The sequence below is a fragment of the Streptomyces sp. WY228 genome (assembly GCF_019287315.1).
GTDB classification, from domain to species: domain Bacteria; phylum Actinomycetota; class Actinomycetes; order Streptomycetales; family Streptomycetaceae; genus Streptomyces; species Streptomyces caviscabies.
The window spans coordinates 6,007,416-6,033,594 of sequence record NZ_CP079114.1; the positions used below are offsets into that span (position 1 = coordinate 6,007,416).

Genomic DNA, 26,179 nt, shown 5'->3' on the forward strand with positions numbered 1-26,179 from the left:
CTGGCGGGTACCCCGGCCTCCGACCGGCTGCTTTGGTTGCCTCCATTGGTCGCTCACCCGCCGTCTTCCGCCTGACTTCCGCTCGACGCGGAGCCACGCCGGCCCAGTGGTCCCGGACGTGGTCGCGGCACGGTGCGGCGGTGGGCACGGAACGGAAATGGGAGGCATTCCTGTGCAGTTCTCACCGAAGGTGATCGCCACCGGCCTTGCGGCGGCAGTCGCCCTGGGGGCCGGTGTCGTCGGCACCGCTCAGGCGTCCGCGGCACAGACGGCCCCGCCGGCCGCCGTGGCGGTCAAGAAGGCCGCATCGGCGGAGGAGGACGGCCGCGCCCTGTTCGGCGGCCTGGTCTTCACTCAGGGGCGGGTGGCCGACAGCCTCATCGCGGGCGGCTACTACCGGAGTTCGAAGGAGACGCTCAAGGAGAACCGCGGCGTCAAGTCCGTGGCCGCGGTCGGCAAGCTGATGGACGTCATGGAGAAGACCGAGCCGGGCTTCTTCGCCGGGCTCTCCGCCGATCTCCGCAGCGGCGACCCCCGACGGGTCGAAGCGGCGCTGGACCACACCTCGGCGCTGCTCAAGAACCACGTCAAGGTCATCGAGAAGAGCGGGGACGGCAGCACCGGGGCGTGTGTCGCCGTCGTCGTCGCGGTGAACGTCGCGGTGGTCGGCAACGTCGTCGCCGTCTACAACGCCGAGGTGGCGTGGGACGTCCAGCACTTCTGGATGGAGCAGCGGCCGATGCTGTCGGCGGAGGAGAGCATCGCCCTCCTGACGACGCTTCTGAAGGACGCCTGACGGCGGCGGGGTGTCCGGAGCCGGTCCCCCGGCCCGGACACCCCGCACCGTTCTTCCCCGGCACCCCGGTGCCCGGGGAGAACGGTGACCGCGTCGAGCGACGAGCGAAGGAAGACCTCGTATGAACTGGCCAGCGAGCGGCCGCCGGTGGGCCCGACCGTCACTCTCCCCGCCCCGTACCCGTCGCGTCCCACGGTCCATGGCGGCAGGAGTCACCGCTGTGTGGGCGGTGCTCCTCCTGTATGTGGTGCAGACACAACTGCCGGACAACGCGGTGAAGTTGCCGGGACAGGCCTCGGTGGAATCCACGACGCGGACCGTGGTCCCCCAAGGGTGGGCGTTCTTCACCAAGTCCCCGCGGGAGACGGACATGGACCCCTACGGCCCGGTCGACGGCGCCTGGCGCAGCCTGCGGTCGGGCCGGCACGCCGAGTACGGCTTCAACAGGGAGTCGCGAGCCCAGGGCCTGGAGATCGGCCTGCTGTTCTACCAGGTCCAGGACAGCAAACCCTTCGCCTGCGAACGCCGTGCGCTGACGGACTGTCTCGACCGCGCGAGCGCGGACATCACCCCGGTCGGCAACCCGTCACCGTCGCCCACCCTGTGCGGCCGGGTCGCGCTGGTCGACCAGCTGCCCGTTCCGTACGCCTGGCGCGACTTCTACGCGGACACCCACACGCCGAAGAGCGTGCGGGTCCTGGAGGTGACGTGCGGATGAGATCCTTCCCGTCGCCGTGGACCAACGTCTACGGACTGGCACGCACGCTGGTGGCCCTGGCCACAGCGGGCACCCTGCTGTGGAGCGGTTCCGACACGCTCTTCCGCCCGTCCGCGGGCCGCGACGACATCGTGGGCTGCGAGGGCCTGCGGTCGATCGGCCTGTTCTGCCACGTTCCCGAGCAACGGCTGGACGTGGCGCGCCTGGTGTGCGTGGCGGTCCTGCTCGTCGTCGCGTCCGGCTGGCGGCCCAGGTGGACGGCGCTGCCGCACCTGTGGATCACCTACAGCGTCTGGGCCAACATCGCCATCCCGGACGGCGGCGATCAGATCGCGTGCAACCTCGCCGTCCTCCTCGCCCTCGCGGCCCTCGGTGATCCCCGGCGCCGGCACTGGGACGATCCGCCGGAGGAGCGGACAGACTCGGTACGCTCGCAGGTCACGGCCTTCGCCTGCTGCTCCACCCTGTTCATGGCCCAGTTGCAGATGTCGTTCCTGTACTTCCAGGCCTGCGTCGCGAAGCTCCCCCACGCGGAGTGGGCGGACGGAACCGCGATGTGGTACTGGACCAACAACCTCGCCTTCGGCGCTCCCGGCTGGCTCCACCCGGTGGTGGACCTCGTCGTCCGGCAGCCTCTGGGGGTCGCGGCTCTGACCTGGGTGCCCCTGTTCATCGAACTGGGCCTCGCCCTGGCCCTCCTGCTGCCGCAGCGCCACCGCCTGTACCTGCTGGCGGCCGGCTTCCTCTTCCATCTCTCCATCGCGCTGATGATGGGGCTGTGGAGCTTCGCCTTCGCCATGTGGGCGGGGCTCGTCCTCCTCTGCCTCCCGCTCGGCGCGCATCTGCGCGCCGGACCGCGTGCGGAGAGTCTCAGGCCGTCTGAGCGCCCGCCAGCCCCAGCAGCAGCAGCGAGGTGAAGCCGCTCGCCCACTCGGCGTCCACCGGCTCCGCGCTCACCAGGGTGCGGTGCACCACCGCGCCGGCGATCACGTCGAAGATCAGGTCCGCGTTGCGGGCGGCCGTCGAGGCGTCGTCCTCGTACCGCAGCTCGCCGCGGGCCTGAGCGCGCTCCCGGCCCAGCAGCACCAGCCGCTTCTGCCGGTCCACGATCGCCGAGCGGATCCGCCGGCGCAGCGAGTCGTCGCGGGTGGACTCGGCGACCACCGCCATCAGCGCGGTCCGGGCCTCCGGTAGCTCCAGCAGCGAGGCGAACTGGAGCACGACGCCCTGCACATCGGCCGCCAGGCTGCCCCGGTCGGGCAGCTCCAGCTCGTCGAAGAGCACCGCGACCGCGTCCACGACCAGTTCGTTCTTGCCCGCCCACCGCCGGTAGAGGGTCGTCTTGGCGACCCCGGCGCGGGTCGCCACATCGCCCATCGTCAGCTTCGACCAGCCGAGATCGACCAGGGACGCCCGCGTCGCTTCGAGGATCGCGGCATCGGCCGCGGTGCTCCGCGGACGTCCTGTTCGGGTGGCTTTGGGGTCGCTGTCGCTCATGATGCGGCGACCATACCGGCCGGTAGGGAGAACTGTTGTGCCTTGGTGCCCGTGAGACAGATCACCGGGATCACCTGTCCCAGCAGGGTGATCGGCAGTTACGCTACGGGTCGTAGCGTAAGGAAGGCGGCTCGCCCGCCCCCGTACGCCACGGAACGAACGAGCGACAGCCACCGGGTCTCATGGAGGCCCAGGCGCCGGGTGGGGACCCGGAGCCGCTCGGACCGGCCGGATGGGGATCCGGAAGGTCCACCCGGGCCTTTCAGGGGCCCTCGGCCGCTCCGGTCCGTCCGCCCCCGCACGCCGGTGGGGGCCCGGACCGGGCCGGTTCTCGCACTCGCTTTCCGGAACGGTGTGCTCAGGGGGGAGGATGTACGTATGCAGCCTAGGAACATGTCCATGAGCGGCGTTGTCGACCTCGCCGCTGTCAAGGCCGCCGGTGAGGCCAAGGCCAAGGCGGAGCAGGCCCGCGCGGACGCCGCCCGTAGCGGCGGCACCGGCGCCGTCGCGCCCGCCGCCCTGGTGATCGACGTCGATGAAGCAGGCTTCGAGCGCGATGTCCTCCAGCGCTCCGCCGAGGTGCCCGTCGTCATCGACTTCTGGGCCGAGTGGTGTGAGCCGTGCAAGCAGCTGGGCCCTCTGCTGGAGCGCCTGGCGGTCGAGTACAACGGCCGCTTCCTGCTGGCCAAGGTCGATGTCGACGCCAACCAGATGCTGATGCAGCAGTTCGGCATCCAGGGTATTCCGGCCGTTTTCGCCGTCGTCGCCGGACAGGCCCTCCCGCTCTTCCAGGGCGCGGCCCCCGAGGCCCAGATCCGCGAGACGCTGGACCAGCTGATCCAGGTCGGCGAGGAGCGCTTCGGGCTGACCGGGATCGTCGTCGACCCGGACGCCGGGGCGCCGGGCGCGGCCCCGGCCGAGGTGCCGGCCGGCCCGTACGACGCCGTGCTGGAGGCCGCCGCGTCGGCGCTCGACGCCAATGACTTCGGCGGCGCGGTCCAGGCGTACAAGAACGTCCTCGCGGACGACCCGGGCAACCCGGAGGCCAAGCTCGGGCTGGCCCAGGCGGAGCTGCTCGGCCGGGTGCAGAGCATGGACCCGCAGGCGGTCCGCAAGGAGGCGGCGGACCACCCGGACGACGTGAACGCCCAGATCGCCGCCGCCGATCTCGACCTGGTCGGCGGTCATGTGGAGGACGCCTTCGGCCGGCTCGTCGAGGCGGTCCGCCGCACCGTCGGCGACGACCGGAACACCGCCCGGCTGCGGCTGCTGGAACTGTTCGAGGTGATCGGCCCGGAGGACCCCAGGGTCACCGCCGCGCGCACCGCGCTGGCCCGCGTCCTGTTCTGAGACCCGCCCGCCGTCCGCTCCGGACGAGTCCGATTGTTCCGATGTGACAAGACGGCCGTACCGCCTCCCCGGCGGTGCGGCCGTTTTGCCGTCCTGACGCCAAAGGCGGGTCCGGGACGCCCTCGCTTTACCAAATCTTGACAAAGATGCGAGCTGTTACTCGCAGTAAAGCAGGCTGGTGATTCTGTCCCGTTTCCAGGAAGTTTCCCGCCATTCCGATGTCCCTTTCGTGCCACCCTGCGTCGCCGCGCGATGCCGCCCTGTCGCACTGCGGTTATCGGGCCGTTACTAGCCAGTAACGATCCCTCTTGTGTCGCGGGCGTGAATGCACCACGATCGGCCACGCTCGGTCCAATACCTCCAGCCCGGTCTCCAGCCGGTGCCTGAGGGTCTGTTGGGTCCCCACCGGGTGGGTCGGCGGCAGTGGCGCCGACCGCGGACAGGGGGGTTCCCGCTCACGGGCGGGGCCTGTCCGGCCGGCTGTGCTGAACGCGCGGCCAGTGGTTGTCGCTCGGGGGTGAACGCCGGTGGATCGGATGCGGGACACGTCTCCGATACGGGCGCTCTCCTTCCCCGAGGACGTAGCACTTCTCCCATCCCAGACGGGCACGATGCCCGGCCGGAGATGTACGTCCGAGAAGAAGGAGCAAGTATGAGTTCCCAGGTTCGCGGTGGGACGAGATGGAAGCGGTTCGCTCTGGTCATGGTGCCGAGCGTCGTCGCCACGGCGGCGGTGGGCGTCGGCCTCGCACAGGGCGCGCTGGCGGCGTCGTTCAGTGTGTCCGGGCAGAGCTTCAAGGTCAGCACCGACAAGCTGGAGGGCGAGAACTTCGTCCAGTACGGCAGCGTCGCCGTCGGCAAGGACCTTGAGGGCAAGGAAGCGGCCCACGCGGTCGCGGTGTCGGGCTTCAGCGACGCCACGATCACCAACATGTGCCAGTCGGTGGTCACGCCGAAGGTTCCCTTCATCGGCAACGTCAGCCTCATGCTGAACGCCGGTACGAACCCGAAGAAGCCGGTCAAGGCGACCAACCTCTACCTGGACGTCGCGCAGCTCGACGCCGACGCCGAGTTCGAGAACATCGACATCGGTGTCGCGGCCGGCTCGCTGAAGAAGCCGAACAAGCCGGGAAGCATCGGCATCCAGCCGGGCACCCAGGCGAAGGAGGAAGGCTTCTCGCAGCGCGCCGACAAGGCGACGCTGACCAACGTGAAGCAGACGGCGTGGGCGACCACGGCCGGCACCTTCAAGCTCAGCGACCTGAAGCTGAGGCTGCACACGGGCGTCAAGGAGTGCTTCTAAGCACTCGCCCGGGTGGCCGGAACACCCCTCGGCGGGTTTTCCGGCCACCCCCCTCCTCCTCTCACGGCAGTACCGGTTCCAGGGAGCTGTTTTCCATGAGCCCCGAGTCCACAGGGCAGAACGAGCACTACCTTCGCGTCGCCCGGCGACGCTTCCGCGCCTGGCGGGGTGACCGGCCGTTCTGGGCGGGTCTGTTCACCATCCTCGGCGGTGCGCCCATCGCCTACTTCCCGTACGCCGACCTGCATCTCGGCAACATGACGCTGACGATGTCCACCACCGCCGGCGCCGGCTCCCTGATCATCGGGGTTCTGCTGATCACGCTGGGTCTGACGATGTGGTTCCACCACATCGTCCGGGTGTTCGCCGGCGTCGCGGCCATCCTGCTCGCGCTGATCTCCATACCCGTCGCCAACATCGGCGGCTTCGTGATCGGGTTCGTCCTCGCCCTCATCGGCGGAGCCCTGTCCGTTTCCTGGGCCCCCGGCGAAACCGGGAGCGACGAGGAGCAGCTCGACGAGCAGGACCCCCGGCGCACGTCGTCGGAGAAGGACCTGCCGTACGAGGACGCGCTCCACGCCGCGGCCGTGCCCCAGCAGCAGGCCGCCGGGCCCGACCTGGCAGCCGACGCCGACGCCGGGAGGCATCGTGCGGGGTGACGACGGACAGCGGACGGACGCCTACCCCGGCGACGACTTCCGCGAGCGCAGGGGCCCCCGTCACGCGGCCCCCAAGAAGTCCCTCCTGACCAAGCTTCACCTGCCCAGCGGCAAGAAGGCGCTGGCGCTCGCGGCGATGCCGACGGCGGTCTTCGTGGGCATGGGGCTGACCCCCAAGCTCGCCCTGGCCGACGACCGCGCCGAGATCCCGTTCGCGCCGGGACCGTGCGTCACCCGGTCCGACGAGCCGAGCGAGAGCGAGTCGCCGAAGGCCACCCCGTCCCCGTCGGCCACCGCGAAGGACGACACGAAGGACGGCGCGTCCGGCAAGGACGACACCGCGACCCCGAAGCCCTCGGCGAGCGGTTCGGCCTCCGACGCGGACGAGGACACGGCGGACGGCGCGAAGCCCGGCACCGAGGACAAGTCGGCCCAGGCCGCGCAGGAGAAGCCCGCCGAGACGCCCTCCGCGACCCCGACGCCCACCAGGTCGAAGAACCCGCTGGACCCGCTCGGGCTCGGCGACGCGCTGAAGGACCTCTTCGACGGCCCGGACAAGACGGACGACGAGGCCGGGCAGGAGGCCGGGGACGAGAAGCCGGCGAGCCCGTCCCCGAGCCCGACGACCGAGGCCCCGAAGGCGTCCGACGAGCCCGAGGACGAGGCGAAGGGCCCGGTCAAGGACGCCGCCGACCAGGCGAAGGAGACGTCCGACAAGACGGCCGACGCCATCCGCGAGGCGGCCGGGAAGGCCGGCAAGGACGTCGAGGAGCTCGACGAGGACGTCAAGGGACTCGACCCCAAGAAGGACGAGAACATCCCGGACGGCGCCAAGCCGCGCTTCCCGTGCCCCGAGGCCGACCCGGACGCGCTCGCCGCGGCCGAACTGGAGCCCGGCATCCCGCTGCTCCCGTCCGACCCGTGGACCCTGGAGTCGACGCTGCTCACCCTCAACGGGCTGGACTACCACGGCATCGTCGAGGTGAAGAAGGCGGACGGCAGCATCAAGAAGGTGCTGAAGTTCACTGCCAGCTCCATCGACATCAAGGACCTGCACCAGCTGACCGTCGGCCCCGCGGGCACCACCGGTCATGTGAAGTCGCGGCCCGGCTCCACGTCGACGATCCGCAACGGCGAGGTGACGATGTACACGGAGGAGCTGAAGGGCAATCTCTTCGGCCTCATCCCGATCACCTTCAGCCCGGAGACCCCGCCGCCGCTGAACGTCCCCTTCGCCTTCTTCACCAAGGTGAAGGTGGTCCAGGCCGGCCAGTTCGGCGGCACGCTCACCGTTCCGGGACTGAACAACTACCTGGAAGGCGGCAAGGGCTAGCAGCCGCGCCGCCCCCGAACCCGTCCGGGAGCCGCACAACACCGTGGGCCGTACTCCTCACCAGGAGTACGGCCCACGGTCATGCGGTGGAGCGGGTGCGGGTCAGTTCCGCTCGCCGCCGCCCAGGTGGTGCACCCGGACCATGTTGGTGGTGCCCGGGACGCCGGGGGGCGAGCCGGCGGTGATGACCATCGTGTCGCCGTCGCTGTAGCGGTTCAGCTTCAGCAGCTCCGCGTCGACCAGGTCGACCATCGCGTCGGTGTTGTCCACGTGCGGGACGACGTACGACTCGACGCCCCAGCTCAGCGCGAGCTGGTTGCGGGTGTTCTCGTCCGTGGTGAAGGCCAGGATCGGCTGGGCCGTGCGGTAGCGGGAGAGGCGGCGGGCGGTGTCGCCGGACTGGGTGAAGGCGACCAGGGCCTTGCCGTCGAGGAAGTCGGCGATCTCGCAGGCGGCGCGGGCCACCGAACCACCCTGCGTACGGGGCTTCTTGCCCTGGACCAGCGGCTGGAGGCCCTTGGAGAGCAGCTCCTCCTCGGCGGCGCAGACGATCTTCGACATCGTCTTGACCGTCTCGATCGGATACGCGCCCACCGAGGACTCGGCGGACAGCATGACCGCGTCTGCGCCGTCCAGGATCGCGTTGGCGACGTCGGACGCCTCGGCGCGGGTCGGCCGCGAGTTGGTGATCATCGACTCCATCATCTGGGTCGCCACGATCACCGGCTTGGCGTTGCGCCGGCAGAGCTCCACCAGGCGCTTCTGCACCATCGGGACCTTCTCCAGCGGGTACTCCACGGCGAGGTCGCCGCGGGCCACCATCACACCGTCGAACGCCGCGACGACGCCCTCCATGTGCTCGACGGCCTGCGGCTTCTCCACCTTGGCGATGACGGGGACCCGGCGGCCCTCCTCGTCCATCACCTTGTGGACGTCCTTGACGTCTTCGGCGTCCCGGACGAAGGAGAGGGCGACCAGGTCGCAGCCCATCCGCAGCGCGAAGCGCAGGTCCTCGACGTCCTTCTCGGACAGGGCCGGGACGTTGACCGCCGCGCCGGGCAGGTTGATGCCCTTGTGGTCGGAGATGACACCGCCCTCGATGACGATGGTCTTCACCCGGGGGCCCTCGACCGCGACGACCTTCAGCTCGACGTTGCCGTCGTTGATCAGGATCGGGTCGCCCTTGGTGACGTCGCCGGGCAGACCCTTGTAGGTCGTGCCGCAGATCGACTTGTCGCCGGGGACGTCCTCGGAGGTGATGGTGAACTCGTCCCCGCGGACCAGCTCGACCGGGCCCTCGGCGAACTTCGCCAGCCGGATCTTGGGGCCCTGGAGGTCGGCGAGCACGCCCACCGCGCGGCCGGTCTCGGCGGCCGCCTTGCGGACACGGTCGTAACGGCCCTGGTGTTCCTCGTGGGTGCCGTGACTGAAGTTGAAACGGGCCACGCTCATGCCGGCCTCGATCAGAGCGACGAGCTGCTCATGGGAGTCGACGGCGGGACCGAGGGTGCAGACGATTTTGGAACGGCGCATGAGGCGGATCCTATCGGTTTGTTTCGCTGCGGAATATTCCGTCTGGTGGAAGATACAAAGGGGCGCGGGGCCGCTCAGTTGTCGACCTGTCCGAACCGTGGACTACGGCCTCCCGACGAGCGCGAACGTCTGGTCGGCGATCTCCAGCTCCTCGTCCGTCGGCACCACGGCGACCGCCACCCGGGCGTACTCCGGCGAGATCAGCCGCGGTTCACCGGACCGTACGGAGTTGAGCGAGGCGTCCACCGCCATGCCCAGCTCCTCCAGGCCGGCGATGGCAGCTTCCCGCACCGGAGCCGCGTTCTCCCCGACCCCCGCCGTGAACGCCACCGCGTCCACCCGGCCGAGCACCGCCGTATAGGCGCCGATGTACTTCTTCAGCCGGTGGATGTAGATGTCGAAGGCCAGCGCGGCCCGCTCGTCGCCCTCGTCGATCCGGCGGCGGATCACCCGCATGTCGTTGTCGCCGCAGAGCCCGACCAGCCCGCTCCTCTTGTTCAGCAGGGCATCGATCTCGTCGGCCGACATGCCCGCCACCCGCTTCAGGTGGAAGGTGACCGCCGGATCGATGTCCCCGGAGCGGGTACCCATCACGAGCCCTTCCAAAGGCGTCAGCCCCATCGAGGTCTCCACGCACCGCCCGCCCGCGACCGCCGAGGCCGACGCCCCGTTGCCCAGGTGCAGCACGATGACGTTCACCTCCTCCGGGGCCCTGCCCAGCAGCTCGGCCGTCTTCCGCGAGACGTACGCGTGCGAGGTGCCGTGGAAGCCGTAGCGGCGGATGCGGTGCGCGTCGGCGGTCTCCACGTCGATCGCGTACCGCGCGGCGGCCTCCGGCATCGTCGTGTGGAACGCCGTGTCGAACACCGCCACCTGCGGCAGGTCCGGCCGCAGCGCCTGTGCCGTACGGATGCCCGTGATGTTGGCCGGGTTGTGCAGCGGCGCGACCGGCACGAGGCGCTCGATCTCCTTCAGCACCTCGTCGGTGATCACCGTCGGCGCGCTGAACCTCAGCCCGCCGTGCACCACGCGGTGCCCGATCGCGGCGAGTTCGGGGGAGTCGAGACCGAGGCCGTCCGCCGCCAGCTCCTCGGCCGCCGCCTTCAGCGCCTCGTCGTGGTCCGCGATCCGGCCCGTACGCTCCCGGGGCTCGGCGCCGCCGCCGGCCAGCGGCGTGTGCGCCAGCCGCGAGGTCTCCTCGCCGATCCGCTCGACCAGGCCCGAGGCGAGCCGGGAGCGGTCGCGCATGTCGAGGAGCTGGTACTTCACCGACGAGGAGCCCGAGTTGAGGACGAGGACGCGATGCGGTTCCACAGAAGCTGCCGTGCTTTCGTTGCCGGAGGGAGTGGCCGGGGGCGTGGGGGTCGTCATGCGGGACGCTCCTCGCTCTGCGCCTGGATCGCCGTGATCGCGACGGTGTTGACGATGTCCTGGACGAGCGCGCCGCGCGACAGGTCGTTGACCGGCTTGCGCAGCCCCTGGAGCACCGGACCGACCGCCACCGCACCCGCCGAGCGCTGCACGGCCTTGTAGGTGTTGTTGCCGGTGTTCAGGTCCGGGAAGATCAGCACGGTGGCCTGCCCGGCCACCTCCGAGTCCGGCAGCTTCGTCGCCGCGACGGACGGCTCGACCGCCGCGTCGTACTGGATCGGCCCCTCCACCCGCAGCTCCGGCCGCTCCGCCCGCACCCGCTCGGTGGCCTCGCGCACCTTGTCGACGTCCGCGCCGGAGCCCGAGGTCCCGGTGGAGTACGACAGCATCGCGATCCGGGGCTCCACGCCGAAGCGGGCCGCCGTCACCGCCGACTGCACCGCGATGTCCGCGAGCTGCTCGGCGTTCGGGTCCGGGTTGACCGCGCAGTCGCCGTACACGAGGACCTTGTCGGCCAGGCACATGAAGAAGACCGAGGAGACGATCGACGCGTCCGGCTTTGTCTTGATGATCTCGAACGCCGGGCGGATCGTGGCCGCCGTGGAGTGCACCGACCCGGACACCATCCCGTCGGCCAGGCCCTCCTGCACCATCAGCGTGCCGAAGTAGTTCACGTCCGCCACCACGTCGTGCGCCAGCTCCACCGTCACCCCGCGGTGCGCGCGCAGTTCGGCGTACCGCTCGGCGAACGCCCCACGCAGCTCCGAGGTCTGCGGGTCGATCAGCTGGGTGTCCGCGAGGTCGATGCCGAGGTCGGCGGCCTTCTTGCGGATCACGTCGACGTCGCCGAGCAGCGTCAGATCGCAGACGTCCCGGCGCAGCAGCACGTCGGCGGCGCGCAGCACCCGCTCCTCGGCGCCCTCCGGCAGCACCACGCGCTTGCGGTCGGAGCGGGCCTGCTCCAGCAGCTCGTGCTCGAACATCATCGGCGTGACCCGTCCGCTGCGGGCCACCGAGATCCGGTCCAGGAGGGCGCCGGTGTCGACATGGCGCTCGAACAGGCCCAGCGCGGTCTCCGCCTTGCGGGGCGTCGCCGCGTTCAACTTGCCTTCGAGGGTGAAGAGTTCCGCTGCCGTGGGGAAGGAGCCGCCGGCCACCGAGACGACCGGGGTACCCGGTGCGAGCCGGGCGGCCAGCGTGAGTATCTCCTCGCCGGGGCGCTCGTTCAGGGTCAGCAGGACGCCCGCGATGGGCGGGGTGCCGGCGCTGTGCGCGGCCAGCGAACCCACCACCAGGTCGGCCCGGTCCCCGGGGGTGACGACCATGCAGCCGGGCGTCAGCGCGTTCAGCAGATTCGGCAGCATCGCCCCGCCGAAGACGAAGTCCAGCGCGTCCCGCGCGAGGCCCGAGTCGTCGCCGAGCAGCACGGTGCCGCCCAGTGCGGCGGTGATCTGGGCGACCGTGGGCGCGGAGAGCGCCGGGTCGTCCGGCAGCACGGAGACGGGCACGGGCAGCCGGGCCGTGAGCCGCTCCGCTATCACCGCCCGGTCCTCGGGAGCGACGCGGTTCACCACCATCGCCAGCACATCGCAGCCGAGGCCGGCGTAGGCGCGGTAGGCGTTGCGGGTCTCGGCGCGGACGGACTCCGCGGTCTGCCCCTTGCCGCCGACGACCGCGATCACCGAGGCGCCGAACTCGTTGGCCAGCCGGGCGTTGAGCGCCAGCTCGTCCGGGAGCTGGGTGGCGGCGAAGTCGCTGCCGAGGACGAGGACCACCTCGTACTCCCGGGCCACCTGGTGGAAGCGCTCGACGAGCCGCGAGACCAGCTCGTCGGTACCCTTCTCCGCCTGCACGGTGGAGGCGTCGTGGTAGTCCAGGCCGTAGACGGAGTCCGGGCTCTGCGAGAGCCGGTAGCGGGCCCGCAGCAGCTCGTAGAGCCGGTCGGGTCCGTCATGGACCAGCGGGCGGAAGACGCCGACCCGGTCCACCTGACGCGTCAGAAGCTCCATGACTCCCAGCTCGACGACCTGCCGGCCGTCCCCCCGGTCGATCCCGGTCACGTACACGCTGCGCGCCACGCGTGGTCTCCCGTCCATGTTCGGTGCCGCGACCCGCGGGGCGTCCGGACGTACGGTGATGCCCCCGTGCCCGCCCGGGGTCCGCCGGGTGCGGCATGGCCTGCATTGCCTCTTGACGATACCTGCGGGGGCCGCTATGCCGCCCGCCGGAGGTACCGGCCCGGCCGAAAGCGCCGGGTCCGTGCCGGGCGTGGGAGACTCGTGGTGGTTCAGGGCACGGGGGCCAGTGCGGCCGGCCTCCCGGAAAAGCGCGGCACCAACGAGAACGAGCAGGAGAAATACCTCGATGCGCATCGGCATTCTCACCGCGGGCGGCGACTGCCCCGGCCTGAACGCAGTGATCCGGTCGGTCGTCCACCGGGCCGTCGTCGGCCACGGCGACGAGGTCATCGGCTTCGAGGACGGCTTCAAGGGGCTGCTCGACGGCCACTTCCGCCCCCTCGACCTCAACGCGGTCAGCGGCATCCTCGCCCGCGGCGGCACCATCCTCGGCTCGGCCCGCCTGGAGCGCGACCGGCTCCGCGAGGCCGCCGAGAACTGCGAGGAGCTGGCCCGCCGTTACGGCATCGACGCGCTCATCCCGATCGGCGGCGAGGGCACGCTCACAGCGGCCCGGATGCTCTCCGACGCGGGCATGCCGGTCGTCGGCGTCCCGAAGACCATCGACAACGACATCTCCGCCACCGACCGCACCTTCGGGTTCGACACGGCGGTGGGCGTCGCGACCGAGGCCATAGACCGTCTCAAGACCACCGCGGAGTCCCACCAGCGGGTGATGGTCGTCGAGGTGATGGGCCGGCACGCGGGCTGGATCGCCCTGGAGTCCGGGATGGCCGGCGGCGCCCACGGCATCTGCCTGCCCGAGCGGCCCTTCCAGGTCGACGACCTGGTCAAGATGGTCGAGGAACGGTTCGCGCGCGGCAAGAAGTTCGCCGTCATCTGCGTCGCCGAGGGCGCGCACCCGGCCGAGGGCTCCATGCCGTACGCCAAGGGCGAGATCGACCAGTACGGCCACGAGCGCTTCCAGGGCATCGGCAACCGCCTCGCCATCGAGCTGGAGACCCGCCTCGGCAAGGAGGCCCGGCCGGTCATTCTCGGCCATGTCCAGCGCGGCGGCACGCCGACCGCGTACGACCGGGTGCTCGCCACCCGCTTCGGCTGGAACGCCGTGGAGGCCGTGCACCGCGGCGACTTCGGCCGGATGACCGCCCTGCGCGGCAACGACATCGCCATGGTCCCGCTCGCCGACGCCGTCACCCAGCTGAAGCGGGTACCCACCGAGCGGATGTACGAGGCCGAGTCGGTCTTCTAGGCGCCGCCCGGGGCCTCCTGGCCGTCCTTCTGATGCGAACCGCACGGGCCGCACGGGCGGCCCGTGCGGAGTCACACTCCGGCGGTCCGCCAGAACTGCTCCACCACCCGGGCCAGGAACGCCCGGCCCGCGTCGCCCGTCGACCCGGAGCGTTCCTGGCCCGTGCTGCTCCAGCTCAGCGTGGAGACCATCAGCGCCTGGTAGTCGGTGTGCAGCTGTTCCAGCACGTCCTGGATCAGCACCCGGTCCAGCGGCACGATCTTGGCCACCGGCCGGACGTACGCCTGCCAGCGCGTGGTGACCGCGCTGTTCAGCAGCTCCGCCAGCTCCTCGTCGCGGCCGGTCGCCGTCAGGAACTGCGCCGCCGACAGACCCAGCGCCCGGCACAGCGCCGCCGACTGCTTCTCGTTGCCCCGCCAGCGCCCCGACTCCTCCATCCGCAGGTACGAGGCGCCGGTCATGCCCAGCTGCCGGGCCAGGTCGTCCACGGTCAGTTCCCGGGTCATACGGTGTTCGCGCAGGGTGGCGGCGGCCGCCAGCAGCTCGCCGGGGGCGCACCAGAGGACGCCGGCGAGGGCGGTCAGCTCACGTTCCCCGGGGGTCGCGATGCCGCGCTCCCAGGCGATGACGGTCTCTGCGCTGATCCGGAGTCCGTACTGGGCGGCGAGCCCGTAGGCGACATGGCCGGGAGCCATCCCCAGTGCCTCGCGGAGACGGCGCGCGGCGGGGGCGTTGAACGGCGGGGTGGGGTGCACGGGCCCACCGTAGAAGTCCATTTTTGCTTTGGCTACGGTACGTTCCCCACAGAACACGCTTCGTAGGAACCTCCAGCCACGAACCGGGCGGGCGGTACGCGAACACCTCCCGACCAGCGCTTTCTTTTCCGCTCCGGCAGAGAGCCGCCAGGGGCGAGAAACCGACCGGTAAGCGTTTTCCGGCCGACCGCCCGCTACCGGGTCAGCGCCCCGCCGCCAGCCAGCTGTAGTGCAGCTCCGGTCGGCCGACCTGCCCATAATGCGGACGCCTCGCGGCGCTGCCGACGGTCACCAGATGCTCCAGGTACCGCCGGGCGGTGATCCGCGAGATCCCCAGCCGCTCCCCGGCGGCGGCCGCCGTCACCCCCTCGGGCGACTCCTTCAGCACCCGGGTCACCGCCTCCAGCGTCGGACCGCTGAGCCCCTTGGGCAGCGCGGCCGGATGCGCGACCCGCAGCGCGCCCAGCGCCCGGTCCACCTCCTCCTGACCGCTCGCCTCCCCGGCGGCCCCCCGGAACTCCGCGTACCGCACCAGCCGGTCCCGCAGCGTGGGGTACGTGAACGGCTTCAGCACGTACTGCACGACGCCGAGCGACACCCCTTCCCGCACCACCGCGAGATCCCGGGCCGAGGTCACCGCGATCACATCCGCCCCATGGCCGGAGGCCCGCAGCGAGCGCAGCAGCCCGAGCCCGTGCCCGTCGGGCAGATAGAGGTCGAGCAGCAGCAGATCCACCGGCGTCCGCTCCAGCGCCCGCACCGCCGCCGCCCGGGTGTGCGCCACCGCCGTCACCGTGAAGCCCTCGACCCGCTCCACGTACATCTGGTGGGCGTCGGCGGCCACCGGATCGTCCTCCACCACCAGCACCCGGATCATGCCGTGACCTCCTTCGCGGCGGCCCCCGCCGCCGTACGGTCCCCGAGCGGCAGCCGTACGGTGAACCGCGCGCCGCCGTCCGGCCCCGCGTCCAGCTCCACAGTGCCCCCGTTGCGGTACGCCGCCTGCCGGACCAGCGCCAGGCCGAGGCCGCGCCCCGCCCCGTGCGTCGACCAGCCGCGCCGGAACACCTCGTCCGCAGCCTCCGGGCCGATGCCCGCGCCCGTGTCCGCGACCCGCAGCAACAGTTCCCGCTCGTCCGCCAGCGCGGTCACCGTGACCCGGGCCCGCCCCGCCGCAGCCCCGGCCGCCCGGGGCGCGGGCACGGCAGCCCCGGACTCCTCCGCACCGTCCGGGCCCTCCGACGCGGCCTCCACCGCGTTGTCGATCAGATTGCCGAGGATCGTCACCAGATCGCGCTGGGCCAGCGAGGGCGGCAGCGCCCCGTCGTCGATCAGGCTGTCCTCCGCGAGCACCAGCTCCACGCCCCGCTCGTTCGCCTGGGCCGCCTTGCCGAGCAGCAGCGCCGCCAGCACCGGCTCCTCCACCGCCCCCACCACCCGGTCGGTCAGCACCTGGGCCAGCTCCAGCTCCGCCGTCGCGAAGTCCACCGCCTCCTCCACCCGGCCCAGCTCGATCAGCGACACCACCGTGTGCAGCCGGTTCGCCGCCTCATGGGCCTGCGAGCGCAGCGCCTGCGTGAAGCCGCGCTCGGAGTCCAGCTCGCCGGAGAGCGCCTGGAGCTCGGTGTGGTCGCGCAGGGTCACCACCGTGCCGCGCTGCTCACCGCCCACCACCGGACGGGTGTTGACCACGATCACCCGCTCCGCCGTCAGATGCAGCTCGTCCACCCGCGCCTCCGACGCCAGCAGCGCCCCGGTCAGCGGTGCGGGCAGGGCCAGCTCGTCGACCGTACGCCCGACCGCCCGCGCGTCCGGCCCCAGGCCCAGCAGCTCCCGTCCGGCGTCGTTGATCAGCGCGATGCGCCGCCGCCCGTCCAGCATCAGCAGCCCCTCGCGCACCGCGTGCAGGGTGGCCTGGTGGTAGTCGTGCAGCCGGCTCAGCTCGGCCGCGTTCATCCCGTGGGTGTGCCGCCGCAGCCGGGCGTTGACCACGTACGTACCGATCCCGCCGAGGGCCAGCGCCCCGCCCGCCGCGAGCGCGAGGGCGCCGAGCTGCTCCCGTACCTGCGAGGAGACCCGGTCCACCGTGATGCCCGCGCTCACCAGGCCGACGATCCTCCCCTCGTCGCGGATCGGGGTGACCACCCGTATCGAGGGGCCCAGCGTGCCCGTGTACGTCTCGGTGAAGGTCTGCCCGCGCAGCGCCTTCGCGGTGTTCCCGAGGAAGGTGTCGCCGATCTGCGTCGTGTCCGGATGCGTCCAGCGCACCCGCTCGGTGTCCATGATCGTGACGAAGGCGATCCCGGTGTCCTCGCGCACCCGCTCCGCGTACGGCTGGAGTACGGCGGACGGGTCCGGGGTACGGATGGCCTCCCGTACGGAGGGGGAATCGGCCACGGCGAGGGCCGCCACCCGCACCTGCCGGGCGGCCGTCTCCTCGGCCTGCGCGCTGCCCGACACGTACGCGAAGACGGCGCACCCGGCCACCACCGCGGCGATGAGCACGACCTGCATGGCGAAGAGCTGGCCCGCCAGGCTGCGCGGGAGGGTACGGGGGAGACGCATACCCCACAGTCTGCCTGGCCCGGCCGGAGGCTCCCAGAGATCTCCCGGTTGGCCGGAAAACGACCGTGAACGATATGAACGCAAGGGTGACCGGGGTCACAGGGCGGTGGATAGTCACCGAAGCCCCCAGGGACGGGGGCGCAAGCCCACCGAGCCGAGGAGCCCCACCATGGCTGTGGCAGCCAAACAACGGGACCGCACCCACTACCTGTACATCGCCGTGATCGCCGCCGTGGCGCTCGGCATCCTGGTGGGCTTCGCGGCCCCCGGGGTGGCCGTCGAGCTGAAGCCCATCGGCGCCGGATTCGTGAACCTGATCAAGATGATGATCTCGCCGATCATCTTCTGCACGATCGTCCTGGGCGTCGGCTCGGTCCGCAAGGCCGCCAAGGTCGGCGCGGTCGGCGGTCTGGCGCTCGGCTACTTCCTGGTCATGTCGACCGTGGCCCTCGCCATCGGCCTGCTGGTCGGCAACGTCCTGGAGCCCGGCTCCACCCTGCACATCACCGACCAGGCGCGGGCCGCGGGCGAGGCGCAGGCGGCGGGCGCGAGCGAGTCCACCGTGGACTTCCTGCTCGGCATCATCCCGACCACGATCGTCTCCGCCTTCACCGCGGGCGAGGTCCTCCAGACCCTGCTCGTCGCGCTGCTCGCGGGCTTCGCGCTCCAGGCGATGGGCTCGGCCGGCGAGCCGATCATCCGTGGCATCACCCACATCCAGCGCCTCGTCTTCCGCATCCTCGCCATGATCATGTGGGCCGCCCCGGTCGGCGCGTTCGGCGCGATCGCCGCGGTGGTCGGCGAGACCGGCCTCGACGCCCTGAAGTCGCTGGCGATCATCATGATCGGCTTCTACGTCACCTGTGCGCTGTTCGTCTTCGTGGTGCTCGGCGCGATCCTGCGGCTGGTCGCCGGGGTGAACCTGTTCGCGCTGCTGAAGTACCTGGGCCGCGAGTTCCTGCTCATCCTGTCCACCTCCTCCTCCGAGTCGGCCCTGCCGCGGCTGATCGCGAAGATGGAGCACCTGGGCGTCAGCAAGCCCGTCGTCGGCATCACCGTGCCGACCGGCTACTCCTTCAACCTCGACGGCACCGCGATCTACCTCACGATGTCCTCGCTCTTCATCGCCAACGCGATGGGCGACCCGCTGAGCGCGAGCGAGCAGATCTCGCTGCTGGTCTTCATGATCATCGCCTCGAAGGGCGCGGCGGGCGTGACCGGCGCCGGCCTCGCGACCCTGGCCGGCGGACTCCAGTCGCACCGCCCCGAACTCGTCGACGGCGTCGGCCTGATCGTCGGCATCGACCGCTTCATGAGCGAGGCCCGCGCCCTGACCAACTTCGCGGGCAACGCGGTCGCCACGGTGCTGGTCGGCCACTGGACCAAGGAGATCGACAAGGACCGGGTGAACGAGGTGCTGGCCGGCCGGGTCCCGTTCGACGAGAAGACCCTCGTGGACGACCACGCCCCGTCCGGCGGCTCCGACGAGCTGCCCGAGCAGCGGGACACTGCCCCCGAGCAGCCCGCCAAGGTCTGAACCCGCACCACCCCGCACCCACCCCCACCGCCGTATCACCCCCCGACGCCGCAGCGGCGCCCCCGGGCCGCTGCGGTACCCCCCACACAAGGACACCCGCGCCTCCCCCGGCGCGGGTGTCCTTATGTCCGTGTTCTGTCACGACCGTTTCGGCGAGCACAACCCCCCTTGTCCGGCACCGGTCTTGAGAGGTGAAGGACCGCAGTCCGCCCCACGCGCCCCACGACCGAAGGACTTCCATGCGCATCACGCCATCCCGCCGCCGGACCCTCCGTGGCTCCACCGCCGCCGTAGCCGCCACCGCGCTGGTGGCGTTGGGCGCCGCGCCGGCGCTCGCCGACGAACCGGAGCCGGACCTCGGCGTCGGAACGATCGCACCGATCAAGGGGGTCCAGGCCGGGGCCGCGTTCTCCACCCCGCTGACCTTCCTCAACAAGGGGACGGAGGAGGTGCCCGTCTCCTATGTGACGTACGCGGTGTCGCCCGGCCTGAAGGCGGACGAGACGTACAAGAACTGCAGCTACTACACGATCCCGTCCCACGACGAGATCCCCGATGAGCAGGTCGCCGCCTGCAAGATCGACCAGCCGCTGAAGCCGGGCGTCGTCTACGGCACGGAGAAGCCTCTCTCCCTCAAGGCGCTCGACTCCGCGCTCAACGACGACCTGCGGGTGACGATCGGCGTCACCGAGCCGGACCCGGACTCGGGCGACACCGGCGCCGACGAGCCGGTGCCGGGCACCGGCGGCGAGTTCACGCTGGTCGAGAAGGGTCCGGCCACCGACGCCGACCGGGCGAACCACCCCGAGTCGGCTGCCTCGGCCGACGTCACCGCGGCCAACACCGCCGACTTCGGCCTGACCGGCGCCGAGCTGAAGGGCGAGCCCGGTGAGAAGGTCACCGCCACGGTGAAGTTCACCAACGCGGGCCCCGCCCGCGTGCAGGGCGCCCGCGACCAGAGCGTGGCCACCGTCGACGTCCACATCCCGAAGGGCACGTCCGTCGTCAAGGCGCACGGCTACTGCGACGCGGTCACCAAGACGCACTACCGCTGCGGGACCTCGCAGTCCTGGGTCGACGTGAACGGCGGCGAGAGCTACGACTTCGTCCTGCGCATCGACAAGGCGGTGGGCCGCACCACGGGCGAGGTCTCCTTCGGCGGCCCGGAGCGGCCCTTCGACCGCAACGCCGCCAACGACACCGCGCAGATCGTGATCGACACCGGCAAGGGCTCGGACACCTCGGGCTCCTCCGGCTCGTCCGGTTCCACCGGCGGTACGGGCAGCTCCTCGTCCACCGGCGGCTCCGACACCACCGGCGGCACGAGCGGCACCGGCGGTTCGGGCTCCTCCGGCGGCTCCGCCGGCACGGGCGGCACGACGACCGGCGGCGCCACCCCGCAGACCGGCGGCAACCTCGCGGCGACCGGCTCGGACTCCACCGCCCCGCTCGCCGGCATGGCGGCCGCCGCGGTGGCCGCGGGCGGCGGCATCGTCTGGGCCGTGCGCCGGCGGTCCGCGGCCCGGGGGAACTGACACCCACCCCGGCCCCTCGCCCGCGTCGACGCCGGCCGTGCTTGCGTTGACGTCGGCGTCAAGGAATACGTTCTTCCCATGCGAATCGGGGAGCTGGCCGAACGGGCCGGGACGACGACGCGGACACTCCGCTACTACGAGACGCGCGGGCTGCTGCCCGCCCGGCGCGCGGAGAACGGCTACCGCAGCTACGACGAAGGCGACCTGCGTCTCCTCCAGCAGATCCGGACCCTGCAGGACTTCGGGTTCGACCTGGAGGAGACCAGGCCCTTCGTCGACTGCCTGCGCGCCGGCCACCCGGCCGGCGACTCCTGTCCCGCCTCGCTCGCCGTCTACCGGCGCAAGCTGGCCGAGCTGGACGCGCTGATCGGCCAGCTCACGTCGGTGCGCGCCGAGGTCGGCGCCCAGCTCGCCCGAGCCGAACTGGAGGCGTCGGCCGACCTGCCCGGCGGTCCGGCGCCCCGCTGCGAACTGGGAGGACACCCATGATCAGGACCGAAGGCCTCACCGAGGCCACCGAGGAGACCTTCGACGCGGAGGTGCTGGAATCCGCGCTGCCCGTGCTGGTCCAGTTCACCGCCGACTGGTGCGGCCCCTGCCGCCAGCTCGCCCCGGTGCTGGGCGAGATCGCCCGCGAGGAGGCCGACCGGATCAGGATCGTCCAGCTCGACGTCGACCGTGCGCCCGGGATCAGCGTCCGGTACGGCGTACTGGCGACGCCGACCCTGATGGTCTTCCGGGCGGGCGAACCGGTGAAGTCGCTCGTCGGCGCCCGGCCGAAGCGCAGACTGCTCCAGGAGCTGGCGGACGTACTCGACCCCGCCGGCCGCTGACCTGGATCCTTTCCCCGAAGTGCGTATCTGACAGTCAAGTGGGTTCTGGTCAGGCCCTGTTCGCGCGCCCAGCATGGTCCCCATGAAGCAAGCGAACACGACCACCGATCCCGCCCCCGTCACCGTCCTCGGCCTCGGCGACATGGGCCGCTCCCTGGCCCGCGCCTTCCTGGCGGCCGGTCACCCCACCACCGTCTGGAACCGCTCGCCCGGGAAGGGCGAGGACGTCGTCGGCCTCGGCGCGGTGCGGGCCGCGTCCGCCGAGGAGGCCGTGCGGGCGAGCGGACTCGTCGTGGTCTGCCTCGTCGACTACGACGCCTCCGACGCGGTCCTGGAACCACTGGCCGAAGCGCTGCGGGGGCGGGTCCTGGTCAACCTCACCTCGGACACCCCGGCCCGTTCGCGGCGGACCGCCGCCTGGGCCGAGAAGCACGCCCTGTCCTACCTCGACGGCGCGATCATGGTGCCGGTCGACGTGGTCGGCTCGGCGGACGCGCTGATCTTCCACTCCGGCGACCGGGCCGCGTTCGAGGCGCACGAGACCGCCCTCAAGGCGCTCGGCGCGCCCGCCACCTTCCTCGGCGAGGACCACGGGCTCGCCGCCGCCTACGACATGGCGATGCTGGACTTCTTCTACGGAGCCATGGGCGGCCTGGTCCACGCCTTCGCGCTGGCCCGCGCGGAGGGCATCGACGGCGCGTCGCTCGCCCCGTACCTCAACACCATCGCGGGCATCCTGCCGCCGATCGCGGCCTACACGGCGACCGACATCGACTCGCGTACCTACGTGGGCGAGGGCGGGAACCTCGCCATGATGGCGGCCAGCGTCGACCACATCCTGCACACCTCGAAGGACCACGGCCTGGACGTCTCGCAGCTGGCGGGGCTGAAGTCCGTCACCGACCGGGCCGTCGCCGAGGGCCACGGCTCCTCGTCCTGGTCGAGCATCGTCGAGGTGATCGCCGCCGGGCGCTGACCCGCCGGGAACGGGGGAGGGGCCCGTACCGCGTCCACCGTCGACGCGGTACGGGCCCCGGATCGTCCCGCCGTGGCGGTTACGCCGGGCGGAACCACACCGTCGCCAGCGGCGGCAGCGTCAGCGAGATGCTGGCCGGCCGGCCGTGCGCCGGCACCGCCTCCGCCTTCAGCGGCTCCTCGTTGCGCACGTCGCCACCGCCGTACCGGGCCGCGTCGGTGTTCAGGACCTCCACCCAGCCCTCCGTACCGGTCTCCGGCACCCCGAGGCGGTAGTCGCTGCGGACCGCCGGGGAGAAGTGCGAGACCGCGAGCAGCGGCGAGCCGTCCGCGTCGTACCGCAGGAACGCGAACACGTTGTCCTCGGCCGCCCCGCCGTCCACCCAGCTGAACCCCTCCGGCACGGTGTCGCGCTGCCACAGCGCGGGCACCGCCCCGTACACCGCGTTCAGATCGCCGACCAGGGTCCGCACCCCGCGGTGGTCGCCGGACGCGTCGTACGCCGGGTCCAGCAGCCACCAGTCCGGGCCGTGCCCCTCGGACCACTCCGCACCCTGGGCGAACTCCTGGCCCATGAAGAGGAGTTGCTTGCCCGGGTGGGCCCACATGAAGCCCAGGTAGGCGCGGTGGTTGGCGCGCTGCTGCCACCAGTCGCCGGGCATCTTCGACACCAGCGCCTGCTTGCCGTGCACCACCTCGTCGTGCGAGATCGGCAGCACGTAGTTCTCGCTGTAGGCGTACACCATCGAGAACGTCATCTCGTTGTGGTGGTACTTGCGGTGGATCGGCTCCTTGGACATGTAGACCAGCGAGTCGTGCATCCAGCCCATGTTCCACTTCAGCCCGAAGCCCAGGCCGCCGCTGTCGGTGGGCCGGGTGACGCCGTCCCAGGCGGTGGACTCCTCGGCGATGGTGACGACGCCCGGATTGCGGCGGTAGACGGTCGCGTTCATCTCCTGGAGGAAGGCGACCGCGTCCAGGTTCTCCCGGCCGCCGAACTCGTTGGGCGACCACTGGCCGTCCTCGCGGGAGTAGTCGAGGTAGAGCATCGAGGCCACCGCGTCGACCCGCAGCCCGTCGATGTGGAACTCCTCGCACCAGTACGTGGCGTTGGCGACCAGGAAGTTGCGCACCTCGGTGCGGCCGTAGTCGAACTCCAGCGTCCCCCAGTCCGGGTGCGCCGCACGCTGCGGATCGGCGTGCTCGTACAGCGGACGTCCGTCGAACTCGGCCAACGCCCAGTCGTCGCGCGGGAAATGGGCCGGAACCCAGTCCATGATGACGCCGATGCCCGCCCGGTGCAGGGCGTCCACCAGGAAGCGGAAGTCGTCCGGGGTGCCCATCCGCGAGGTCGGCGCGTAGAAGCCGGTGACCTGATAGCCCCAGGAGCCGCCGAAGGGGTGCTCGGAGACCGGCATCAGCTCGACATGCGTGAAGCCCAGGTCCTTGACGTACGCGGGCAGCTGCTTAGCGAGTTGACGGTACGTCAGCCCCGGCCGCCAGGAACCGAGATGGACCTCGTACACCGAGAAGGGGGCCTCGTGGACCGGCCGGTCGCCCCGGTGCGCCATCCAGTCCGCGTCCTGCCACTCGTGGTGCGAGGCGGTGACGATCGACGCGGTCGCGGGCGGCACCTCGGTGCGCCGGGCCATCGGGTCGGCCCGCACCGTGTGCGAACCGTCCGGGCGGCAGATGTCGTACTTGTACAGCGCGCCCTCGCCGACCCCGGGCAGGAACAGCTCCCACACCCCGGTCGAGCCGAGCGAACGCATCGGCGTGCCCGTGCCGTCCCAGTAGGTGAAGTCACCGGTGACCCGCACACCGCGCGCGTTCGGCGCCCACAGGGTGAACCGGGTCCCGGCCACCCCCTGGTGGACCATCGGCTCCGCGCCGAGCGCCCGCCACAGCTCCTCGTGCCGGCCCTCGCCGATCAGATGCAGATCGAGCTCGCCGATCGCGGGCCAGAAGCGGTACGGGTCCTCCACCTCGACGGTGGTGTCGTCGTACGCCACTTCCAGCCGGTACGCGGGCGCCTCCGGCACCGGCAGCACGCCGGAGAAGAAGCCGTCGCCGTCGTCGTGCAGTTCGGCCCGGAGTCCGGTCGCCAGCACCGTGACCGACCGTGCGAACGGCCGCAGCGCCCGGACGAGCACCCCGCCGGGAACCGGGTGCGCGCCGAGCACATCGTGCGGCGCGTGATGGTCGCCGGCCAGCAGCCGGCCGCGGTCCGCGCCGCCCAGGGCCGGTGCGGGGCGCGCGCCCTGGCCGTCACCGGCCTGCCGGGGGCGCGGCGGGCCCGCGTCGGCGCGCCGGGGCCGGGCGCGCTTGGCGGGCGCGGCCTTGGTGGCGGTGGCGGCGGGCGCCGGTGCGGGGGTGGCCGCCGCGTCGGCGGAGGTCTCGGCGGCGGCGATCTCGACGGCGGGTTCGGCGGCGGCCTCGACGGGCGGGACGTCCACCGGCACGTCGACGGTCTTGCGGGATGCCTTGCGGGACGGCTTGCGGGCGGTCACAGGGACGGCCTCCTCGGGGGGTGAAGGGGGAGAAGCGCGGGCGGAGGTGAGGGAGCGACGGAGCGGGGCGAGGGGAAGGCTCAGGCCGCGGCGGACCGGGCCAGCCGTTGGATGGCCGCCATCGGGACCGGCAGCCAGTCGGGGCGGTGCCGGGCCTCGTACAGCACCTCGTACACGGCCTTGTCGGTCTCATGGGCGCGCAGCAGCTCCGGCTCGCCGCGCGGATCGCTGCCCGAACCCTGTGCGTAGCCCTCGCAGTAGGCGGCACGGCAGCGGGCCGCCCACTCCGGGTTCCACGGACGGTGCGAGCGGGCCGCGTAGTCGAAGGACCGCAGCATCCCCGCGACATCGCGCACCGGGGGCGCGGGCCTGCGGCGCTCGGGCAGCGGGCGGGCCGGCTCGCCCTCGAAGTCGATCAGCGACCAGAAGCCGTCGGCCGAGCGCAGCGTCTGCCCGAGGTGGAGATCGCCGTGCACCCGCTGCTGGGCCCAGCCGCTGCCCCGCGCCCCCAGGTCCGTCACCGCCTCGAACGTGGCGCGCAGCCCGGGGACGTACGGCACGAGCGCCGGGACCGCCTGGGCGGCGGCCTCCAGCCGCTGGGTCATCTGCGAGACGAGCTGCCGGGTCTGGGTGCCGCGCAGCGCCGGGGTCGGCAGCGCGGCGGCGAGCGAGGTGTGCACCTCGGCGGTGGCCCGGCCCAGCGCCCGCGCCTCGGGCAGGAAGTCGCGGCCCGCGGCGAGCGCGGCCAGCGCGAGCTGCCAGCCGTCGCGCGCTCCGTGCAGGAAGGGCTGGAGTACGCCGAGGGTGAGCGGTTCGGGGCCCGGGGCCTCGAACCAGGCGACCGGCGCGGGCACCCGCTCGCACCCCTCGCCGCTGAGCGCGAGGGGCAGCTCCAGGTCCGGGTTGGTGCCCGGGAAGACGCGCCGGAAGATCTTGAGGATGAACGCGTCCCCGTAGACGAGCGAGGAGTTGGACTGCTCGGCGTCCAGCACCCGGGGCGCGAGACCGGCCGGGATCGCGGCGGTCCGCTCGAAGCGCAGCGAGCCGAGGTGCCCCGGGCGGCGGAAGCGTTCCAGCAGCAGATCGGCCAGGCGCGGGTCGTGCAGCGCGTCGTAGACGGTCCGGCCGGCGAGCGGGCCCCGCTCCACCCGGCCGATCAGGGCGCCCGAGAGCAGCGGCGGCAGTGACGTTCTTGCGCCCAGGAGCAGTTGGTAGCAGTCCTCGGCGGGGCGGGACTGCTGGGAGGGCTGCTCGACCCGGAGCAGCAGATGCAGGAGCCCCGGGCCGGCCGTGCCGTCCAGCGGCAGCATCTCGGTGGCCGAGACCAGGGAGAAGCCGGTGACCGGCCGGCCCTTGCCGGCGAACCACCGCTGCCGGGGCAGCCACGCGTGGAGCAGGGGGGCGAGGGACGGGAGCAGGGCCCCGTCCGTCGTACTGCTGGGGGTTGCGCCGATCCTCGTGCTCTTCGCCAGGGCGACGTGAGTGGATGCAGCCTCCGACATGGCATCGCGTCCTTTCC

At 71.8% G+C, this 26,179-nt stretch carries 22 protein-coding genes; 13 read left to right on the forward strand and 9 right to left on the reverse strand.

What is annotated here, in order from left to right; all coding sequences use genetic code 11:
* Window positions 1–172 precede the first annotated feature (172 nt).
* From KV381_RS26410 to KV381_RS26420, 3 genes are all read left to right on the forward strand, one after another.
* Window positions 173–796 carry a hypothetical protein gene (locus KV381_RS26410; RefSeq protein WP_098025710.1) on the forward strand — a complete coding sequence of 208 codons (624 nt, stop codon included), beginning with the start codon at window positions 173–175 and terminating at the stop codon, window positions 794–796.
* A gap of 199 nt (window positions 797–995) precedes the next feature.
* Window positions 996–1,514, forward strand: a complete 519-nt coding sequence (locus KV381_RS26415; RefSeq protein WP_158101236.1) for an SdpA family antimicrobial peptide system protein — start codon at window positions 996–998, stop codon at window positions 1,512–1,514.
* Window positions 1,511–2,431 carry a sporulation-delaying protein SdpB family protein gene (locus tag KV381_RS26420; RefSeq protein ID WP_218786560.1) on the forward strand — a complete coding sequence of 307 codons (921 nt, stop codon included), beginning with the start codon at window positions 1,511–1,513 and terminating at the stop codon, window positions 2,429–2,431. The genes KV381_RS26415 and KV381_RS26420 overlap by 4 nt, the downstream gene beginning before the upstream one ends.
* Here KV381_RS26420 and KV381_RS26425 read toward each other — a convergent pair.
* Window positions 2,385–3,011 carry a TetR/AcrR family transcriptional regulator gene (locus tag KV381_RS26425; protein WP_030079220.1) on the reverse strand — a complete coding sequence of 209 codons (627 nt, stop codon included), beginning with the start codon at window positions 3,009–3,011 and terminating at the stop codon, window positions 2,385–2,387. The genes KV381_RS26420 and KV381_RS26425 overlap by 47 nt on opposite strands.
* Before the next feature lie 378 nt (window positions 3,012–3,389).
* Between KV381_RS26425 and KV381_RS26430 the strand changes: the two genes are divergently transcribed.
* The 4 genes from KV381_RS26430 to KV381_RS26445 all read left to right on the forward strand — a co-directional run bounded on the left by KV381_RS26430 (window position 3,390) and on the right by KV381_RS26445 (window position 7,656).
* On the forward strand, window positions 3,390–4,361 hold the full coding sequence (locus KV381_RS26430; protein ID WP_179889495.1) for a tetratricopeptide repeat protein: 972 nt from the start codon (window positions 3,390–3,392) through the stop codon (window positions 4,359–4,361).
* Window positions 4,362–5,013: 652 nt separating this feature from the next.
* Window positions 5,014–5,664, forward strand: a complete 651-nt coding sequence (locus KV381_RS26435; RefSeq protein ID WP_030079216.1) for a DUF6230 family protein — start codon at window positions 5,014–5,016, stop codon at window positions 5,662–5,664.
* Between the two features lie 95 nt (window positions 5,665–5,759).
* Complete coding sequence (locus KV381_RS26440; RefSeq protein WP_030626360.1) at window positions 5,760–6,323, forward strand: DUF6114 domain-containing protein; 564 nt, start codon at window positions 5,760–5,762, stop codon at window positions 6,321–6,323.
* Window positions 6,313–7,656 (forward strand): hypothetical protein, encoded by a 1,344-nt coding sequence (locus KV381_RS26445; RefSeq protein ID WP_218786561.1) that lies wholly within the window; start codon window positions 6,313–6,315, stop codon window positions 7,654–7,656. Before KV381_RS26440 ends, KV381_RS26445 begins: the two co-directional genes overlap by 11 nt.
* Before the next feature lie 102 nt (window positions 7,657–7,758).
* On the opposite strand, the gene pyk is transcribed toward KV381_RS26445, so the two are convergent.
* The 3 genes from pyk to pta form a co-directional block, all read right to left on the reverse strand.
* Window positions 7,759–9,189: a pyruvate kinase gene (gene pyk, locus KV381_RS26450; protein ID WP_030626365.1), complete on the reverse strand. Its 1,431-nt coding sequence runs from the start codon at window positions 9,187–9,189 to the stop codon at window positions 7,759–7,761.
* Window positions 9,190–9,291: 102 nt separating this feature from the next.
* Window positions 9,292–10,503, reverse strand: coding sequence for an acetate kinase (locus KV381_RS26455; RefSeq protein WP_103538618.1), 1,212 nt, complete (start codon window positions 10,501–10,503; stop codon window positions 9,292–9,294).
* Window positions 10,504–10,556: 53 nt separating this feature from the next.
* Window positions 10,557–12,638 (reverse strand): phosphate acetyltransferase, encoded by a 2,082-nt coding sequence (pta, locus tag KV381_RS26460; RefSeq protein ID WP_030079206.1) that lies wholly within the window; start codon window positions 12,636–12,638, stop codon window positions 10,557–10,559.
* Between the two features lie 286 nt (window positions 12,639–12,924).
* Here pta and KV381_RS26465 point away from each other — a divergent pair, with 286 nt between their 5' ends.
* A complete protein-coding gene (locus KV381_RS26465) occupies window positions 12,925–13,950 on the forward strand; it encodes an ATP-dependent 6-phosphofructokinase (RefSeq protein ID WP_030079204.1) in 1,026 nt (341 codons plus the stop codon).
* A 71-nt stretch (window positions 13,951–14,021) separates the two neighbouring features.
* On the opposite strand, the gene KV381_RS26470 is transcribed toward KV381_RS26465, so the two are convergent.
* From KV381_RS26470 to KV381_RS26480, 3 genes are all read right to left on the reverse strand, one after another.
* Window positions 14,022–14,726 (reverse strand): helix-turn-helix transcriptional regulator, encoded by a 705-nt coding sequence (locus KV381_RS26470; RefSeq protein ID WP_030079202.1) that lies wholly within the window; start codon window positions 14,724–14,726, stop codon window positions 14,022–14,024.
* Window positions 14,727–14,907: 181 nt separating this feature from the next.
* Window positions 14,908–15,582 carry a response regulator gene (locus KV381_RS26475; protein ID WP_030079200.1) on the reverse strand — a complete coding sequence of 225 codons (675 nt, stop codon included), beginning with the start codon at window positions 15,580–15,582 and terminating at the stop codon, window positions 14,908–14,910.
* Window positions 15,579–17,270, reverse strand: a complete 1,692-nt coding sequence (locus tag KV381_RS26480) for a sensor histidine kinase (protein ID WP_218786562.1) — start codon at window positions 17,268–17,270, stop codon at window positions 15,579–15,581. The genes KV381_RS26475 and KV381_RS26480 overlap by 4 nt, the downstream gene beginning before the upstream one ends.
* A gap of 169 nt (window positions 17,271–17,439) precedes the next feature.
* Here KV381_RS26480 and KV381_RS26485 point away from each other — a divergent pair, with 169 nt between their 5' ends.
* From KV381_RS26485 to KV381_RS26505, 5 genes are all read left to right on the forward strand, one after another.
* A complete protein-coding gene (locus tag KV381_RS26485) occupies window positions 17,440–18,807 on the forward strand; it encodes a cation:dicarboxylate symporter family transporter (RefSeq protein ID WP_030079196.1) in 1,368 nt (455 codons plus the stop codon).
* A 239-nt stretch (window positions 18,808–19,046) separates the two neighbouring features.
* Window positions 19,047–20,342, forward strand: coding sequence for an LAETG motif-containing sortase-dependent surface protein (locus KV381_RS26490; protein WP_103538614.1), 1,296 nt, complete (start codon window positions 19,047–19,049; stop codon window positions 20,340–20,342).
* A 78-nt stretch (window positions 20,343–20,420) separates the two neighbouring features.
* Window positions 20,421–20,831 carry a MerR family transcriptional regulator gene (locus KV381_RS26495; protein WP_103538613.1) on the forward strand — a complete coding sequence of 137 codons (411 nt, stop codon included), beginning with the start codon at window positions 20,421–20,423 and terminating at the stop codon, window positions 20,829–20,831.
* The gene (gene trxA, locus KV381_RS26500) at window positions 20,828–21,175 is read left to right on the forward strand and encodes a thioredoxin (protein WP_030079185.1); all 348 of its coding nucleotides are present in this window, start codon (window positions 20,828–20,830) and stop codon (window positions 21,173–21,175) included. The genes KV381_RS26495 and trxA overlap by 4 nt, the downstream gene beginning before the upstream one ends.
* Before the next feature lie 82 nt (window positions 21,176–21,257).
* Window positions 21,258–22,151 (forward strand): NAD(P)-dependent oxidoreductase, encoded by an 894-nt coding sequence (locus tag KV381_RS26505; RefSeq protein ID WP_030079183.1) that lies wholly within the window; start codon window positions 21,258–21,260, stop codon window positions 22,149–22,151.
* Window positions 22,152–22,230: 79 nt separating this feature from the next.
* Here the strand turns inward: KV381_RS26505 and glgB are convergent, their stop codons facing one another.
* Both glgB and KV381_RS26515 read right to left on the reverse strand, forming a co-directional pair.
* Window positions 22,231–24,660, reverse strand: a complete 2,430-nt coding sequence (glgB, locus tag KV381_RS26510; RefSeq protein WP_218786563.1) for a 1,4-alpha-glucan branching enzyme — start codon at window positions 24,658–24,660, stop codon at window positions 22,231–22,233.
* A gap of 80 nt (window positions 24,661–24,740) precedes the next feature.
* Window positions 24,741–26,162, reverse strand: coding sequence for a phosphotransferase (locus tag KV381_RS26515; RefSeq protein ID WP_086779414.1), 1,422 nt, complete (start codon window positions 26,160–26,162; stop codon window positions 24,741–24,743).
* Between the last annotated feature and the right edge of the window lie 17 nt (window positions 26,163–26,179).

What these genes read in the sequence shown, in the direction of transcription:
- KV381_RS26430 (WP_179889495.1), top strand. Translation starts at nt 3,390, where the DNA reads ATGCAGCCTAGGAACATGTCCATGAGCGGCGTTGTCGACCTCGCCGCT.
- KV381_RS26490 (WP_103538614.1), top strand. Translation starts at nt 19,047, where the DNA reads ATGCGCATCACGCCATCCCGCCGCCGGACCCTCCGTGGCTCCACCGCC.
- KV381_RS26465 (WP_030079204.1), top strand. Translation starts at nt 12,925, where the DNA reads ATGCGCATCGGCATTCTCACCGCGGGCGGCGACTGCCCCGGCCTGAAC.
- KV381_RS26435 (WP_030079216.1), top strand. Translation starts at nt 5,014, where the DNA reads ATGAGTTCCCAGGTTCGCGGTGGGACGAGATGGAAGCGGTTCGCTCTG.
- KV381_RS26425 (WP_030079220.1), bottom strand. Translation starts at nt 3,011, where the DNA reads ATGAGCGACAGCGACCCCAAAGCCACCCGAACAGGACGTCCGCGGAGC.
- trxA (WP_030079185.1), top strand. Translation starts at nt 20,828, where the DNA reads ATGATCAGGACCGAAGGCCTCACCGAGGCCACCGAGGAGACCTTCGAC.
- KV381_RS26515 (WP_086779414.1), bottom strand. Translation starts at nt 26,162, where the DNA reads ATGTCGGAGGCTGCATCCACTCACGTCGCCCTGGCGAAGAGCACGAGG.
- pyk (WP_030626365.1), bottom strand. Translation starts at nt 9,189, where the DNA reads ATGCGCCGTTCCAAAATCGTCTGCACCCTCGGTCCCGCCGTCGACTCC.
- KV381_RS26480 (WP_218786562.1), bottom strand. Translation starts at nt 17,270, where the DNA reads ATGCGTCTCCCCCGTACCCTCCCGCGCAGCCTGGCGGGCCAGCTCTTC.
- KV381_RS26505 (WP_030079183.1), top strand. Translation starts at nt 21,258, where the DNA reads ATGAAGCAAGCGAACACGACCACCGATCCCGCCCCCGTCACCGTCCTC.
- KV381_RS26440 (WP_030626360.1), top strand. Translation starts at nt 5,760, where the DNA reads ATGAGCCCCGAGTCCACAGGGCAGAACGAGCACTACCTTCGCGTCGCC.
- KV381_RS26485 (WP_030079196.1), top strand. Translation starts at nt 17,440, where the DNA reads ATGGCTGTGGCAGCCAAACAACGGGACCGCACCCACTACCTGTACATC.
- KV381_RS26470 (WP_030079202.1), bottom strand. Translation starts at nt 14,726, where the DNA reads ATGGACTTCTACGGTGGGCCCGTGCACCCCACCCCGCCGTTCAACGCC.
- KV381_RS26420 (WP_218786560.1), top strand. Translation starts at nt 1,511, where the DNA reads ATGAGATCCTTCCCGTCGCCGTGGACCAACGTCTACGGACTGGCACGC.
- KV381_RS26475 (WP_030079200.1), bottom strand. Translation starts at nt 15,582, where the DNA reads ATGATCCGGGTGCTGGTGGTGGAGGACGATCCGGTGGCCGCCGACGCC.
- KV381_RS26415 (WP_158101236.1), top strand. Translation starts at nt 996, where the DNA reads ATGGCGGCAGGAGTCACCGCTGTGTGGGCGGTGCTCCTCCTGTATGTG.
- KV381_RS26495 (WP_103538613.1), top strand. Translation starts at nt 20,421, where the DNA reads ATGCGAATCGGGGAGCTGGCCGAACGGGCCGGGACGACGACGCGGACA.